Origin of the sequence: Halomicrococcus gelatinilyticus (assembly GCA_024227995.1) — an archaeon.
In the GTDB taxonomy this organism is placed as follows: Archaea; Halobacteriota; Halobacteria; order Halobacteriales; family Haladaptataceae; genus Halomicrococcus; species Halomicrococcus gelatinilyticus.
Window position 1 is genome coordinate 1,342,066 of record CP100465.1, and the last position, 12,748, is coordinate 1,354,813.

Genomic DNA, 12,748 nt, shown 5'->3' on the forward strand with positions numbered 1-12,748 from the left:
GTACCGGGTGCCGTCGCAGGTCGGCGTCGCTACTTGAGTCGTGCTTTCTCTCCATCCGTCGCACCGGCGTTGGTCCCGTCACCACTGAAAAAGGTTCGTGCAGGGAGAAGCCGCGTTGGCGGACTCCGGTCCCGCTGCTCGTCAGTCCAGCATCGACGCCGCCTCGTCGGGCGAGAGGACGCCCTGTTCGACGGCGTTCAGCACCTCGCGGACGCGGTCGTCGGCGACGTCGTCGGCGTCGTCCCCGTCGTCGCCGACCTCGTCGAGCGTGGTCTTCGTCGACTGGCCCGTCAGTTCGGCGAAGTCGGTGCCGTCGGCGAGCGCCGTCTCCTTCTTCACGCGGTAGTTGCCGCCGTCGGTGACGTACAGGTCGGCCGGGTGGAAGAAGTACCAGTCCTCGCGGTCGAAGCGGACGCCGATCTTCGGCTTCGCGCCGAAGTTCCGCGAGAAGTAGACCAGCGCCTCGACCTCCTCGCCGGAGAGATAGATAGGGTCGCCGGCGCTCGACTTGGCCTCGATAGCGTAGAAGACGTCGCCGTCGCCCGCGAGGACGTCGGGAAGTTCGCGCTCGGTGGCGCTCCCGCTGGCGGGCGCGCGCATGACCGCGAACCCGGACTCGTCGAGGAGGTTGACGAGTTCGCGCTCGCGTCGGTCCCCCTTCGCGTTGGACATACGGATACGTCCCCACCCCATCGATTTAACGTCTGCGTCCGGCGGTCGCGACGGCGGCCAGTCGGCGTTTCGGTCGCTGTCACGACCCGTCCAACAGTGGCGAAGGAAGAACTCGACGAGCGCATCAGGAGCGCCCCGTCCGAGGGCGTCCAGAAGTCGAAACAGGAGATCCGCGAGGGGTTGGAGGAGCTACGACGACCGGCCGGCGGACCTTTTATCTCAGGGCTGTCGGCCGGCCTCGACATCGGGTTCGGAATGCTGTTCATGGCGGTGATACTCACGTTCGTGGACGGGCGTGGGGAGAGCCGTTGACGCGCATCGCCGTGGCGAACGCCTACGCGGTGGGGTTCATCTTCGTCATCGTCGGCCAGTCGGAGCTGTTCACCGAGCACACCACGCGGGCGACACTGCCGGCGGTCGACGGGAGCGTCTCCTACCGGAGGGTCGGCCGACTGTGGGCGCCGGTGTACGGCGGGAACGTCATCGGCGGCGCACTGTTCGCCGTCACGATGGTGTACCTCGCCCCGGCATACGGCATCGCCTACCTCCCACACTCCATCGCGGGGAACGTCGAGGTGCTGGCGGCGACGGTCGCCGCGCCGGCCGTCGGCGTGCTCGATTACGCCGGATTCCTCGCGCTCGCCACGCTCGGCAACGCCGTCGGCGGCATCGTCTTCGTCTCGCTGCTGAAGTACAACCACGTCATCCGGGGCAGCTAGCGTCGGCGAGCGTTCGCCCGGGCAGGCGACGCCTCGCAGAAGTTAAAGGTGTCCCGCACGAACCGGCAATCATGAGCGACAACAGCGGACGCAAGAACCTTCGCATGCCCGAGGACGACGAGGTGTTCGCCACCGTGACGAACATGCTCGGTGCGAATCGTGTGAAAGTACGCTGTGCCGACGGGACGGAACGAACCGCTCGAATCCCCGGCAAGATGCAGAAGCGCATCTGGATCCGGGAGGACGACGTGGTCCTCGTCGAACCGTGGGACTGGCAGGACGAGAAGGCCGACATCAAGTGGCGCTACGACAAGCAGGAAGCCGACCAGCTCCGCGAAGAAGGCCACATCCAGTAGCTTTTTTCGACGCCGGGTCCGTGGGCGTACGCTCGCGACCCGCGGGACCGGCGGTCCACGGTCGGACGTCCGGGTGCTCGTGCGCTCCGACGCCGTCCCGGTAGGCGACGCCGCACGTATCGAGCGTCGCGCTCACGCTTCACGGGACGGCCCGGACTCTCGCGGACCGACCGGGCTCGCTCCGCAGCGGCCGGTTCGGGTGGTTACGCCTGCGTCACCACAGCAACCCCCAATCGGCAAGAACGAGCGGTTGCGTCTGGTGTTTACGTTCAACCCCCCTACTCGCCGTCGATGGCAATCGGTGATTCCGACGTTGCTGAGGCCGAGGTAGCACACGACGACGAGTTCCCCGCGGCGGTCGAGGCGCTGCGCACCCGGCGCTCCGGGCACAACTTCGACGCCGACGCCGAACTGGACGACGAGACGCTGGAGGCGCTGATCCGCGACGCCGCGCTCGCGCCGTCCTCGTACAACCTCCAGCCGTGGGAGTTCGTCGCGGTGCAGGACGACGACCGCCTGGACGAGGTCGTCGACCTCGCCTACGGGCAGGAGCACGTCCGGGAAGCCGGCACCGCCATCCTCGTCGTCGGCCACACCGAACCCGAGACGGCCGACCGCGTCTTCGACGAGTGGGTCGAGGCGGGCCGCTTCGACGAGGAGACCGGCGAGCAGGTCAAAGAGCAGACCGTCGCAGGGTACCAGAGCGAACAGGCCGGACGCGACTACGCCATCCGGAACGCCAGCCTCGCCGCACAGAACCTGCTGCTGTCGGCGCACGCTCGCGGCCTCACCGCGACGCCGATGACCGGGTTCGACTTCGAGGGGATGGCCGAGTTCCTCGGCCTCCCGGAGGACAAGGTGCCGGTGCTGCTCGTCGCCGTCGGGCCGAGCGGCGGCGCGGAACCGGACCGGCTTCCGCGGCGCGGCGTCGACGAGATACTGCACCGCGAGACGTACTGACGGCGGCCGACGCGGGGTCGTCGGGCCGACGAGCGAGGCGGCGACCGGCCACCGTCGGCGAACCGCCGACGGGCCACGCTTTTACGCGTGCCACCCATATCCCCGGATAGATGACCGAGGAGTACGGCCTGCTCGACCAGGGGAACGCGGACGGTCCCGGCGACGAGTGGGAGGAGATCGACGTCGCCGACACCGAGGCCGACCGCATCGCCCGCGAGCGGGACCGCGAGTTCGCCGAGTTCCGCGAACGGGTCAAGGACAGCGACCAGTTCAAGGTCGAGCAGTCCGTCTTCGACGACGCCACGCTGGCCGCCCTCTACAAGCTCGTCCAGGACGACTACGTCCGGGCGTTCGGCGGCCCCATCTCCTCGGGCAAGGAGGCGACCGTCTACAACGCGCTGGGCGGCGACGCCCACGACGAGGTGGCGGTGAAGATCTATCGCATCAGCGCCAGCAACTTCAACGACATGCGCGAGTACCTCGTGGGCGACCCGCGCTTCGAGAACCTCCGCGGCGACAAGAAGCGGATCGTCCTCGCGTGGGTGCGCAAGGAGTTCGCCAACCTCAAGCGGGCGGCGAAGGCGGGCGTCCGCGTCCCCGAACCGCTCGCGGTGCAGCGCAACGTGCTCGTCATGGAGTTCCTCGGCGACGACGGCGAGCGCGCGCCGACGCTCGACGACGCCCACCTCGAGAACCCCGAGACCGCCTACGAGGTGGTCCGGGAGTACATGCGGCGGCTCCACGACGCCGGCCTCGTCCACGGCGACCTCAGCGAGTACAACATCATCGTCCACGACGGCGAGCTCTGCATCATCGACGTCGGCCAGGCGGTCACGGTCCACCACCCCAACAGCGACGACTTCCTCACCCGCGACTGCGCCAACGTGGCCTCGTTCTTCCAGCGCCAGGGGATGGACGTGACCGGCGACGAACTGGAAAACTGGGTCCGCGAGCACGCCGACCCGGACGCCTGAGTCGGGCCTCGCGACGAGTAGGCCTGCGCAGGGTCAGGCGTCACCCGCGACCTCGCGCTCGAAGCGCTCGACGAACGATTCGACGAACGCGTGGCGCTCCTCGGCGACGGCGCACCCGGGGTCGGTGTACATCCGCTCGCGCAGCGAGAGCACCTTCTTCTGCAGGTGATTCAGTTGCGTCTCGCCCGCTTCCGTGTCGTCGGCCGCGAGCGGCAGGTCCGGGTCGTGGATGGGCTGGCCGAGTTCGCCGCCGTAGGTGAAACAGCGCGCGACGCCGACCGCGCCGAGCGCGTCGAGGTTGTCCGCGTCGCAGAGGAGTTCCGCCTCGACGGTCTCCGGTTCGACGTCGTTCGAGTAGCGGTGCGCGCGGACGCAGTGCTGGACCGCCGCCACGGTGTCGGGGGTCGCGCCGAGGTCGGTGAGAATGCGTTCGGCCTCCGCAGCGCCCCACGCGGCGTGGTCGTCGATCTCGCCGCGGTCCTCCCTGCTGCGTCCCACGTCGTGCAGCCAGACGGCCGCCAGGAGCGTCCGCTCGTCGACGTCGCGGTCGGACTCCGCGGCGAGCGTCTCGGCCAGTTCGGCGACGCGGCGGACGTGCTGCCAGTCGTGGGCGGGCGCGACGTCGCCGAAGTACGACGCGGCGCGCTCGCGGACGTCGGCCGGCGTCCACGACCTGTCCCGGGTCCGTTCCTCGGACATGGACGAGTCGACTCACGAACCGCTGAAAAGCGTTCAGATTTCCGAGCGATGCGTCGTCGGTGGTTCCGCGCTACTGCTCCGTCTCGTCGTCGCTCGCGTCCGCGATGGCCGGCGCAGCTTCGCCGAACTGCGCCGAGAGCGCCGCCTTCGCGCCGACGAAGACCGCGCTCGCCACCGCGAACCAGCCGACGGACAGGAAGAGGAGGAGTTCTTCAGGTGCCATGGTGGAAGGCAACGGGAACGAACTGAAAAGGACTTCGACTGGGGGACCACCGTCGGACGGCACGGAACGTTTTTCCCAGCATCCGCCGAAGGATAGAAAGACCGGGTGCCAGCCGGCCATGACCGAGCGACGGGAGACGAGAGCCTGGTCCGTCGACGTCGTCGAGACGCTCGTACTGTTGCTGCTACCGGCGCTCCTCGTCGGCCTCGTGACCGCACTCGAGAGCGACGAGAGCCTCGTGACGGGACTGTTCGTCGGCGGGCTGTTCGGAGCCACGTTGGCCGGCTACAGGCGCGCGTTCTACGCGGTCCGGACGGTGGACGGAATCGAGCGACGGCTCCGGCCGCGAGACGGAGAGAGCGACCACTGGATGGTTCGAGTCGCGGAGTACGACGGAAAGTACGAGTGGCTCCTCGCCGCGCTGCTGCTCGCGCTCGGAATCGTCGTCTTCGCGCTGCAGTTCGCCCGGCTGGTCGGGTGAGTCCGGAACGCGTCAGGCGAACAGCTGACGCGCGTCGTCGATGGCCTCGATGAGCTTGTCGACCTCCTCGCGTGTGTTGTAGACGTAGAAGGACGCACGCGCCGTCGCGGCGACGCCGAGCTTGTCGTGGAGCGGCTGGGTGCAGTGGTCGCCGGCCCGGATGGCGACGGCGTGGTCGTTGAGGATGCTGGAGAGGTCGTGGGCGTGGACGCTGCCGACGTTGAACGAGACGAGGCCGACGCGGTCGTCGCCCGGCGGGCCGTACACCTCGACGTCGTCGAACTCGGTCAGCCGGTCGTAGGCGTACTCCGCGAGCTGTTCCTCGTGGCGCTGGATGCGCTCCATGCCGATGTCCTCGAGGTAGTCGACGGCCGCCGCGAGCGCGATGCCCTGCGCGATGACGGGCGTGCCGGCCTCGAACTTCCAGGGGAGTTCGGCCCACGTCGAGTCCTCGAAGGTGACCCGCTCGATCATCATGCCGCCGTAGAGGTACGGCTCCATGTCCTCCAGTAGCTCCTTGCGGCCGTAGAGACAGCCGATGCCCGTCGGGCCGAGCATCTTGTGCCCGGAGAAGGCGTAGAAGTCCGCGCCGATGTCCTCGACGTCGACGGGGCGGTTCGGGACGGCCTGCGCGCCGTCGACGAAGAACAGCGCGTCGTGGTCGTGGGCGATGTCGCCCAGTTCCGCGACGGGGTTGACGGTGCCGAGCGTGTTCGAGACGTGGACGGCGTTGACGAGCTGGGTGTCGTCGGTGATCAGCTCGGCCGCGGCGTCCATGTCGAGGTAGCCGTCGTCGGTGACGGGGATGTACTTGACCTCCGCGCCCGTCTTCTTGGCCACCTGCTGCCAGGTGACCAGCGAGGCGTGGTGCTCCATCTCGGTGAGGACGACCTCGTCGCCGGGCCCGAGTTCGTTCAGACCCCACGCGAACGCGACGAGGTTCTCCGACTCCGTGGTGTTCTTCGTGAACACCATCTCCTCGCGCCCGCCGCTCGCGCCGACGAACTCCGCGAGGCGGTCGTGGGCGTCCTCGTAGGCGATGGAGGCCTCCTGGCTGAGGTGGTGAAGACCCCGGTGGACGTTGGCGTTGGTCTCCCGGTAGTAGTCGGCGATGACGTCCACGACCTGGTCGGGGGTCTGGCTGGTCGCGGCGTTGTCGAGGTAGACGACCTGGCTTCCCGAGAACTCCCGCTGGAGGATGGGGAAGTCCTCGCGGATGGCCGCCACGTCGAGCGCGTCGGACTGTTGGGTTTCCATTAGGCGTGCCTAGGGGTTCGAGTCAAAACACTCCTTCGGTCCACCAGGCCACGCGACGTCGGAATCGGGACGCTCGTCGCGGCGGCCGGACGCCTCTCGCGGCGGTAGGGGCTCCGGTCGCGGGGCGGGCGAGTCGGTTCCCCCTCGCCCGGAAGCCAGGGACGGCGTTAAGACGCTGGCGTTCCATCGATGCGTATGGTCTCGAAGCGACGGCTCGGTGCGAGCATGTTGTTCGCCGGACTGACGTTCGTCGGTGCGTTCCACGCCTTCGCAGCGTTCGCGTTCGACACCGGACTGGCACCTCTGAGCGGCGGCATCGCCGTCTTCGCGCTGCTCGGACTGGTCGCCGTCAACGTCCCCGCACTGCTGGACTGACTACATCCGCAAGAACTGGGCGTGTCGCGTCGCCTCGAATTCGAGGACGTTCTCCTCGTCGACGAACCCCTCCTCGATGGCGAGCGCGACCGTCTCCGTGCCGACGAGGTTCGCCACGGCCGCCCGCGAGAGGCTGTCGACCACCTCGGCGGCGTCGGCCTGCTCGCCGCCGTAGAACTCCTCGGTGACGGTGAGCGACACGGCGCCGTCCTCGAACGTCTCGCCGAGCACGTCGTCGTCGCAGACCGCGACGAGCAGCCCCTCCTCGGTCTCGCGCTCGCGGAGGATCATCGCTGGAGTCGTTCCTGCCCGGATTCCTGGACGAGTTCCTCTTCCGCGCGCTCGCGCATCTCCTCGGCCTCCGCCGCGATCCGCTCGGCCTCGTCGTACTCGCCCAGTTCCTCGAGCGCCTGGGCCTTCTCCTCGAGAATCTCGGCGTTGCGGAGACCGAGCCGGATGGCGTTGTCGAAGGATTCGCGCGCCTCCTCGGCGAGCCCGCGCTCCAGCAGGAGGAAGCCGCGGTTGTACCAGGCCTGCGGGAAGCGCTCGTCGATCTCGACGGCGCGCTCGGCGTGCTCCAGCGCCTGATCGCCGCGGCCGGACTCCCAGAGCGCGTACGCGAGGTTCGTCTCGGCCTCGGCGGCGTACTGGCCCGACGGCAGGCGCGGCTCGCCCTCGTCAGGGTCGCGCTCGATCTCCGTCTTCTCGCCGATGTACAGCGCCTCGCGGTACGCGCCGATAGCGGCGTCCCACTCCTCGAGTTCGGCGTGGGCCACGCCCTTGTTCACCCAGGCCTCCTGTTCGGCGTCGCTGTCGTCCGCGGCGAACTGGGCCGCCCGTTCGAACGTCTCGGCGGCCTGCTCGTAGCGGTTGATGCTCATGTAGTTCAGCCCGACGTCGACGAGCTCCTCGACGTCGACCTGGTCGTCGGGGATCGCCTGCTCGTCGAGCAGGTCGGCGACGACGCGGGAGTCCACCGGGTCGACCTTGTCCGGGTCCACGTCGAGCTCCGGCGGGTCGAGGTCGAACGCCTCGTACGGGTCGTCGAATCCGCCACCCTCGGAGAACTCGTGGTCCTTCTCGTCGGTCATTACCATCCGGTTGGGGCGGCGTGCTGTTAAGGTCTGCGCCATCGGGCTCGCGCGCGCCACTGCCGGCCGTTCTCGCCGCCATCGAACGGCGTCCCCGGTCGCTGCGACCTCCTGTGGCGGGCGGGATTCGACCCCGGTCATAAAGGAAACGCCGGAAATCACGCCGTACAACCCCTGATAAAGCACGTCCGGAACCTGTCAAAGGGGACTACCAACCTTTATAAACCTTAAATACGTCATTTAAGTCGCGTATGACCGACCCCAAGGAAACCATCAACATTGAAAACGTGGTCGCCTCGACGGGTATCGGGCAGGAACTCGACCTCCAGAGCGTCGCCATGGACCTGGAGGGCGCCGATTACGACCCGGAACAGTTCCCCGGTCTCGTCTACCGTACCCAGAACCCCAAGTCGGCCGCGCTCATCTTCCGCTCCGGCAAGATCGTCTGCACCGGCGCGAAGAGCACTGCGGACGTCCACGAGAGCCTCGAGATCGTCTTCGACAAGCTCCGCGAACTGAACATCGAGGTCAACGAGAACCCCGAGATCGTCGTCCAGAACATCGTCACCAGCGCCGACCTCGGCCGCAACCTCAACCTCAACGCCATCGCCATCGGCCTCGGCCTGGAGAACATCGAGTACGAGCCCGAGCAGTTCCCCGGCCTCGTCTACCGTCTCGACGAGCCGGAGGTCGTCGCGCTACTCTTTGGCTCCGGCAAGCTCGTCATCACCGGCGGCAAGAAGCCCGAGGACGCCGAGAAGGCGGTCGACAAGATCGTCTCGCGCCTCGAAGAGCTCGGCCTGCTCGAATAGTCTCTCTCTCTCTCTTTCACTGCAGTCGTTCCAGCGACGACCGTCGCAGCCGCGTCCACGGCGGCCCTCGCCGGCCGTCGACCGCCGACGGGTCGGCCTCGCGGACGAGACGCGACCGTCGCGGTCGGCGACTCCTCCGGTCGGTGACCTGTCGGCGGAACATCGCCACGCACAAGCCCTCCCGGGTCCGACCGTCGAGCATGGCGATCCTGGGCGACCTGACACCTATCGTCGGGACCTACCTCCTGCTGGCGGGCTTCCTCGCGCTGACGGGCCACGTCGCCGCGCGGAACGTGCTCGGCGGCGTACCGTTCCGGCGCGCGCTCGTGGTCGGTCCCCCCGTCGCGGCGCTGCCGTTCCTCCTGCAGCGGTACTACCCCCCGGCGGTCGTGCTCCTCGCGCTCGCGCTGGACCTGACGCTGTTCCACGTCGTGTACCGACTGAAGTGGCGCACCGCCGGGTTCGTGACGTTCATCCACGTCGTCGTCACCTTCCTGGCGAGTCTGGTCCTCGGCGGTATCCTCTTTCTCGCGTCGACCGCGCCGACGTGAGGGGCATTCAGAGACGGCTTTGAGCGGCCGGGAACAGTCAAGAACACCTCGAAAGGGGCTGGCGGCTCCGGGAAGACGGACGACGTCGTCGTGAGCGAAGCGAACGACGGCTCGGCGAACTCGTTCGCCGGTGTAAGCACTGGACCGAGCGCAGCGAGGGAAGCGCGCAGCGAGCGCATCGACCGGAGCCGCCAGCCCCTTTCGAGGCAGTCACAACCGTTCCTGCAGAACAACTGCTGGTCGAACCGACGCAGTCGGGACGGAAGAACGTCGTGGAGAACAGTTACCTATTCGACCATCCGCTCGATCTCGGTGACGAGGATGCCGCTCGCGCCGAGTTGCTTGACCTCGTTGATCGTCTCGAACACGTCGCGCTCGTCGACGACGGTGTGGACGGCGACCATGTCGCTGCCGGCGATGTCCATGACGGTCGGCCCGCCGAGGCCCGGCATCACGTCGCGGATGGCGTCGAGGTTCTCCTCGGGCGCGTTCATCATCAGGTAGCGCTTGCCGTCGGCCGACAGCACGGACTGCAGCGCCATCACGACCTGTTCGACCTTGTCGTCGTCGACGACGTCGTCGCGGGCGAAGAGGTAGACGGAACTCGACAGCACCTCGTCGACGATACCGAGGCGGTTCACCTGCAGGGTCGTCCCCGTGCTCGTGATGTCGATGATGGCGTCGGCCATGTCGACGTGGGGCGTGAGTTCGGTCGCCCCGCTGACCTCGACGATCTCGGGGTCGACGGCCGTGTCGGCGAAGTACGTCTCGGCGATGTGGGGGAACTCGGTGGCGACCGTCTTGCCGGCGAGGTCCTCGACGGCGTCGATGTCGCCGTCCTCGGGCGCGGCGAGCACGAGGCGACACTGGCCGTAACCGAGGTCCAGCAGGTCCTGGACGTTGTCGGGGTCGGCCTCGCGGACCTGGTCGAGTCCGGTGATGCCGACGTCGGCCGCGCCGTCGCTGACGTACTCCGGGATGTCGGACGCGCGGGCGAACAGCAGGGTGACGTCCGGGTCGACCGTGCTCGCGTAGAGTTTGCGGTCCGCGCCGTCGACGACGTGGAGTCCGGCGTGTTCGAGCAGTTCCATCGACGGGTCGTGCAGCCTGCCCTTGTTGGGGACGGCAATACGCATTACCGCGCGTTTCGTACTCACCACGCAACTGTCTTTCCTTCCCGGCGAGTAATCCGCGCCCGTTCGTTCACTCGTCGACGTCCCGGTCACGGGGATGCCACCGGTCAGCGCTCCTCGAAGGGAATCCACCAGAGTAATGCGCCGACGGAGGCAACTCCGGCCCATGACGACGCTGCAGATCACCGGCGGGCGGGTGCTCCTGCCGGACATGACGGTCGAGCGCGGGGACGTCCTCGTCGACCAGGACGACGGCGAGATCCTCGCGGTCGGCGACGTGCCGGCGGGCGACGAACGACTCGACGCCGAGGACGCGCTCGTGATGCCCGGCCTCGTGAACGCCCACACGCACGCCGCGATGACGCTCCTCCGGGGCTACGCCGACGACAAGCCGCTCGACGCGTGGCTCCAGGAGGACATCTGGCCGGTCGAGGGCGAGCTGACGGCCGACGACGTCCGCGCTGGCACGGAACTGGCGCTCGTGGAGATGGTCCGCTCGGGGACGACCGGGTTCGCGGACATGTACTTCCACGAACCGGAGGTCGTCGCGGCGGTCGACGACGCGGGACTGCGCGCCCGTCTCGGCCACGGCGTGGTCACCGTCGGGAAGGACGACGAGGCAGCGCACGAGGACTTCGAGACCAGCCTCTCGTTCGCCCGCGAGTACGACGGTGCCGCCGACGGCCGCGTCAGGACGATGGTCAACCCCCACAGTCTCACCACCGTCGGGGAGGAGTACCTCCGGGAGTACGTGACACAGGCCCGAAAGGCCGGGATTCCGCTCCACTACCACGCCAACGAGACCACCGACGAGGTCGACCCCATCGTCGACGCGGAGGGCGAGCGCCCGCTCGCGTACGCCCGTGACCTCGACATGACGGACGCCGACGACTTCGTCGCCCACGGCGTCCACGTCGACGAGCACGAGATCGACCTGCTCGCAGAGACCGGCACGACCGTCGTCCACTGCCCGGCGTCGAACATGAAGCTCGCCAGCGGGATGGCCCCGGTCCAGGCGATGCTCGACGCGGGCGTCAGCGTGGGCCTGGGCACGGACGGCGCAGCGTCGAACAACGACCTCGACATGTTCGACGAGATGCGCGACGCCGCGATGCTCGGGAAACTGGCGGCCGACGACGCCAGCGCGGTCAGCGCCGAGGCGGTCGTGGAGATGGCGACCGCGGGGAGCGCCGCCGCGCTCGGGTTCGACGGCGGTCGCATCGAGGCGGGCGCGAACGCCGACCTCGCGGTCGTCGACCTCGACGCGGCGCACCTCACGCCCCACCACGACCTCGTGAGCCACCTCGCGTACGCCGCGCGCGGCAGCGACGTGAGACATACGGTCTGCGACGGGTCGGTACTCATGCGCGACCGCGAGATACTCACGCTCGACGAGGAGTCGATCCGAGAAGCGGCCGAGAGCCGTGCGAATGCGGCCGTCGAACGGGCCATCGAGTAGTGTCGTCTGCAGGGTAGGTCGATCGACGTCACTGCCACAGAGTAGTGTTACTCGACTGTTTCGAAGACCGGTTTTGAACCTTCAGATACCGTTTTGAACGTTCTCGTACTATCTGACGCCTTCGTGGAGAGAAATAACTTTCCAGAACGAGAGTCCCCCTTTATCTTTTCCCCGGCGGTCGTACAACCTGCATGAGCACGAAACGAAACTTGCTCGCTGTGTCGCTCGCGGCAGTCCTCCTGGCGTCCGTCGCCGCGCCCGTCATCGCGGGTACGAGCGGAACGGACGGACTGTCCGTCAACGTCGAGCAGGCCGACGGCGTGACCGTCTCCGTCACCGAGAACGGCACCGCCGTCGAGAACGCGACCGTCAACGTCACCGCGCTCGACAACGGCTCGTACGCGGGCGAGGGGACGTACACCACCGACGCCAACGGCACGGTGGGACTGCCCGCGCCCTCGCAGAACGTCTCCGTCGAGGTCGCCGCCGAGCACGGCAACCTGACCGCGACGACGACGGCGACGCTGACGGTCAGCGACTCCGGCGAGGAGGACCAGAAAGAGGACGACGAGGAGGGACCGTTCGGCCAGGAAGTCTCGGGTTTCGTCAGTGAGGTCATCGAAGACGACAGCGTCGACAACCCCGGCCAGGCCATCTCCCAGTGGGTGACCGAGAACAACCCCGGACACGCCGACGACGAGACGGACGAGCAGGAAGAAGAGGAGGACGACGAACAGGAAGACGACGAGGAGGGCGAGCGCGGCCCGCCCGAACACGCGAACAACGACAAGAAGGACGACGAGAAGGAAGAGCAGGACGAGAACGAGCAGAAAGAAGAGGAAGAGCAGGACGACGAGAACGAGCAGAAAGAAGAGGAAGAGCAGGACGACGAGAACGAGCAGAAAGAAGAGGAAGACGACGAGGACGACCACCCCGGCAAGGGGAACGGCAAGAAGAAGGGCCACGGCAACTAGCGCCCGATAGCG

At 67.8% G+C, this 12,748-nt stretch carries 18 protein-coding genes; 11 read left to right on the forward strand and 7 right to left on the reverse strand.

Annotated features, from left to right (window positions below):
• Positions 1 to 141: 141 nt before the first annotated feature.
• Positions 142 to 672 (reverse strand): Holliday junction resolvase Hjc, encoded by a 531-nt coding sequence (gene hjc / locus NKT36_RS07130; RefSeq protein WP_407652206.1) that lies wholly within the window; start codon positions 670 to 672, stop codon positions 142 to 144.
• Positions 673 to 768: 96 nt separating this feature from the next.
• On the opposite strand from hjc, the gene NKT36_RS07135 reads away from it, so the two are divergent.
• The 5 genes from NKT36_RS07135 to rio1 all read left to right on the forward strand — a co-directional run bounded on the left by NKT36_RS07135 (position 769) and on the right by rio1 (position 3,681).
• Complete coding sequence (locus NKT36_RS07135; protein WP_327053266.1) at positions 769 to 984, forward strand: hypothetical protein; 216 nt, start codon at positions 769 to 771, stop codon at positions 982 to 984.
• Entirely contained in the window at positions 981 to 1,391 is a 411-nt protein-coding gene (locus NKT36_RS07140; protein ID WP_327053267.1) for a formate/nitrite transporter family protein, read from the forward strand. The genes NKT36_RS07135 and NKT36_RS07140 overlap by 4 nt, the downstream gene beginning before the upstream one ends.
• Positions 1,392 to 1,462: 71 nt before the next feature.
• A complete protein-coding gene (gene eif1A, locus NKT36_RS07145) occupies positions 1,463 to 1,747 on the forward strand; it encodes a translation initiation factor eIF-1A (RefSeq protein WP_327053268.1) in 285 nt (94 codons plus the stop codon).
• A 291-nt stretch (positions 1,748 to 2,038) separates the two neighbouring features.
• Entirely contained in the window at positions 2,039 to 2,707 is a 669-nt protein-coding gene (locus NKT36_RS07150) for a nitroreductase family protein (RefSeq protein WP_327053269.1), read from the forward strand.
• A 110-nt stretch (positions 2,708 to 2,817) separates the two neighbouring features.
• Positions 2,818 to 3,681, forward strand: a complete 864-nt coding sequence (gene rio1, locus NKT36_RS07155; protein WP_327053270.1) for a serine/threonine-protein kinase Rio1 — start codon at positions 2,818 to 2,820, stop codon at positions 3,679 to 3,681.
• A 33-nt stretch (positions 3,682 to 3,714) separates the two neighbouring features.
• Here the strand turns inward: rio1 and NKT36_RS07160 are convergent, their stop codons facing one another.
• Together NKT36_RS07160 and NKT36_RS07165 are read right to left on the reverse strand one after the other, a co-directional pair.
• A complete protein-coding gene (locus tag NKT36_RS07160; RefSeq protein WP_327053271.1) occupies positions 3,715 to 4,380 on the reverse strand; it encodes an HD domain-containing protein in 666 nt (221 codons plus the stop codon).
• A 70-nt stretch (positions 4,381 to 4,450) separates the two neighbouring features.
• Positions 4,451 to 4,603 (reverse strand): hypothetical protein, encoded by a 153-nt coding sequence (locus NKT36_RS07165; RefSeq protein WP_327053272.1) that lies wholly within the window; start codon positions 4,601 to 4,603, stop codon positions 4,451 to 4,453.
• Between the two features lie 118 nt (positions 4,604 to 4,721).
• On the opposite strand from NKT36_RS07165, the gene NKT36_RS07170 reads away from it, so the two are divergent.
• The gene (locus NKT36_RS07170) at positions 4,722 to 5,084 is read left to right on the forward strand and encodes a hypothetical protein (RefSeq protein ID WP_327053273.1); all 363 of its coding nucleotides are present in this window, start codon (positions 4,722 to 4,724) and stop codon (positions 5,082 to 5,084) included.
• Positions 5,085 to 5,096: 12 nt separating this feature from the next.
• Here NKT36_RS07170 and NKT36_RS07175 read toward each other — a convergent pair whose 3' ends face one another.
• Positions 5,097 to 6,341 (reverse strand): aminotransferase class V-fold PLP-dependent enzyme, encoded by a 1,245-nt coding sequence (locus NKT36_RS07175; RefSeq protein ID WP_327053274.1) that lies wholly within the window; start codon positions 6,339 to 6,341, stop codon positions 5,097 to 5,099.
• A gap of 195 nt (positions 6,342 to 6,536) precedes the next feature.
• On the opposite strand from NKT36_RS07175, the gene NKT36_RS07180 reads away from it, so the two are divergent.
• Complete coding sequence (locus tag NKT36_RS07180) at positions 6,537 to 6,716, forward strand: hypothetical protein (protein WP_327053275.1); 180 nt, start codon at positions 6,537 to 6,539, stop codon at positions 6,714 to 6,716.
• Here NKT36_RS07180 and NKT36_RS07185 read toward each other — a convergent pair whose 3' ends face one another.
• Positions 6,717 to 7,007, reverse strand: coding sequence for a DUF424 domain-containing protein (locus NKT36_RS07185; RefSeq protein WP_327053276.1), 291 nt, complete (start codon positions 7,005 to 7,007; stop codon positions 6,717 to 6,719).
• Positions 7,004 to 7,807, reverse strand: coding sequence for a tetratricopeptide repeat protein (locus NKT36_RS07190; RefSeq protein ID WP_327053277.1), 804 nt, complete (start codon positions 7,805 to 7,807; stop codon positions 7,004 to 7,006). Before NKT36_RS07190 ends, NKT36_RS07185 begins: the two co-directional genes overlap by 4 nt.
• Before the next feature lie 251 nt (positions 7,808 to 8,058).
• On the opposite strand from NKT36_RS07190, the gene NKT36_RS07195 reads away from it, so the two are divergent.
• A complete protein-coding gene (locus NKT36_RS07195; RefSeq protein ID WP_227776536.1) occupies positions 8,059 to 8,619 on the forward strand; it encodes a TATA-box-binding protein in 561 nt (186 codons plus the stop codon).
• Positions 8,620 to 8,819: 200 nt separating this feature from the next.
• Positions 8,820 to 9,170, forward strand: coding sequence for a DUF7473 family protein (locus NKT36_RS07200; protein ID WP_327053278.1), 351 nt, complete (start codon positions 8,820 to 8,822; stop codon positions 9,168 to 9,170).
• Positions 9,171 to 9,457: 287 nt separating this feature from the next.
• Here the strand turns inward: NKT36_RS07200 and hisG are convergent, their stop codons facing one another.
• The gene (gene hisG / locus NKT36_RS07205) at positions 9,458 to 10,306 is read right to left on the reverse strand and encodes an ATP phosphoribosyltransferase (RefSeq protein WP_327053279.1); all 849 of its coding nucleotides are present in this window, start codon (positions 10,304 to 10,306) and stop codon (positions 9,458 to 9,460) included.
• 163 nt (positions 10,307 to 10,469) lie between these two features.
• Here hisG and NKT36_RS07210 point away from each other — a divergent pair, with 163 nt between their 5' ends.
• Both NKT36_RS07210 and NKT36_RS07215 read left to right on the forward strand, forming a co-directional pair.
• Positions 10,470 to 11,762: an amidohydrolase gene (locus tag NKT36_RS07210; protein WP_327053280.1), complete on the forward strand. Its 1,293-nt coding sequence runs from the start codon at positions 10,470 to 10,472 to the stop codon at positions 11,760 to 11,762.
• Positions 11,763 to 11,953: 191 nt separating this feature from the next.
• Entirely contained in the window at positions 11,954 to 12,736 is a 783-nt protein-coding gene (locus NKT36_RS07215) for a hypothetical protein (protein WP_327053281.1), read from the forward strand.
• Positions 12,737 to 12,748: the final 12 nt, after the last annotated feature.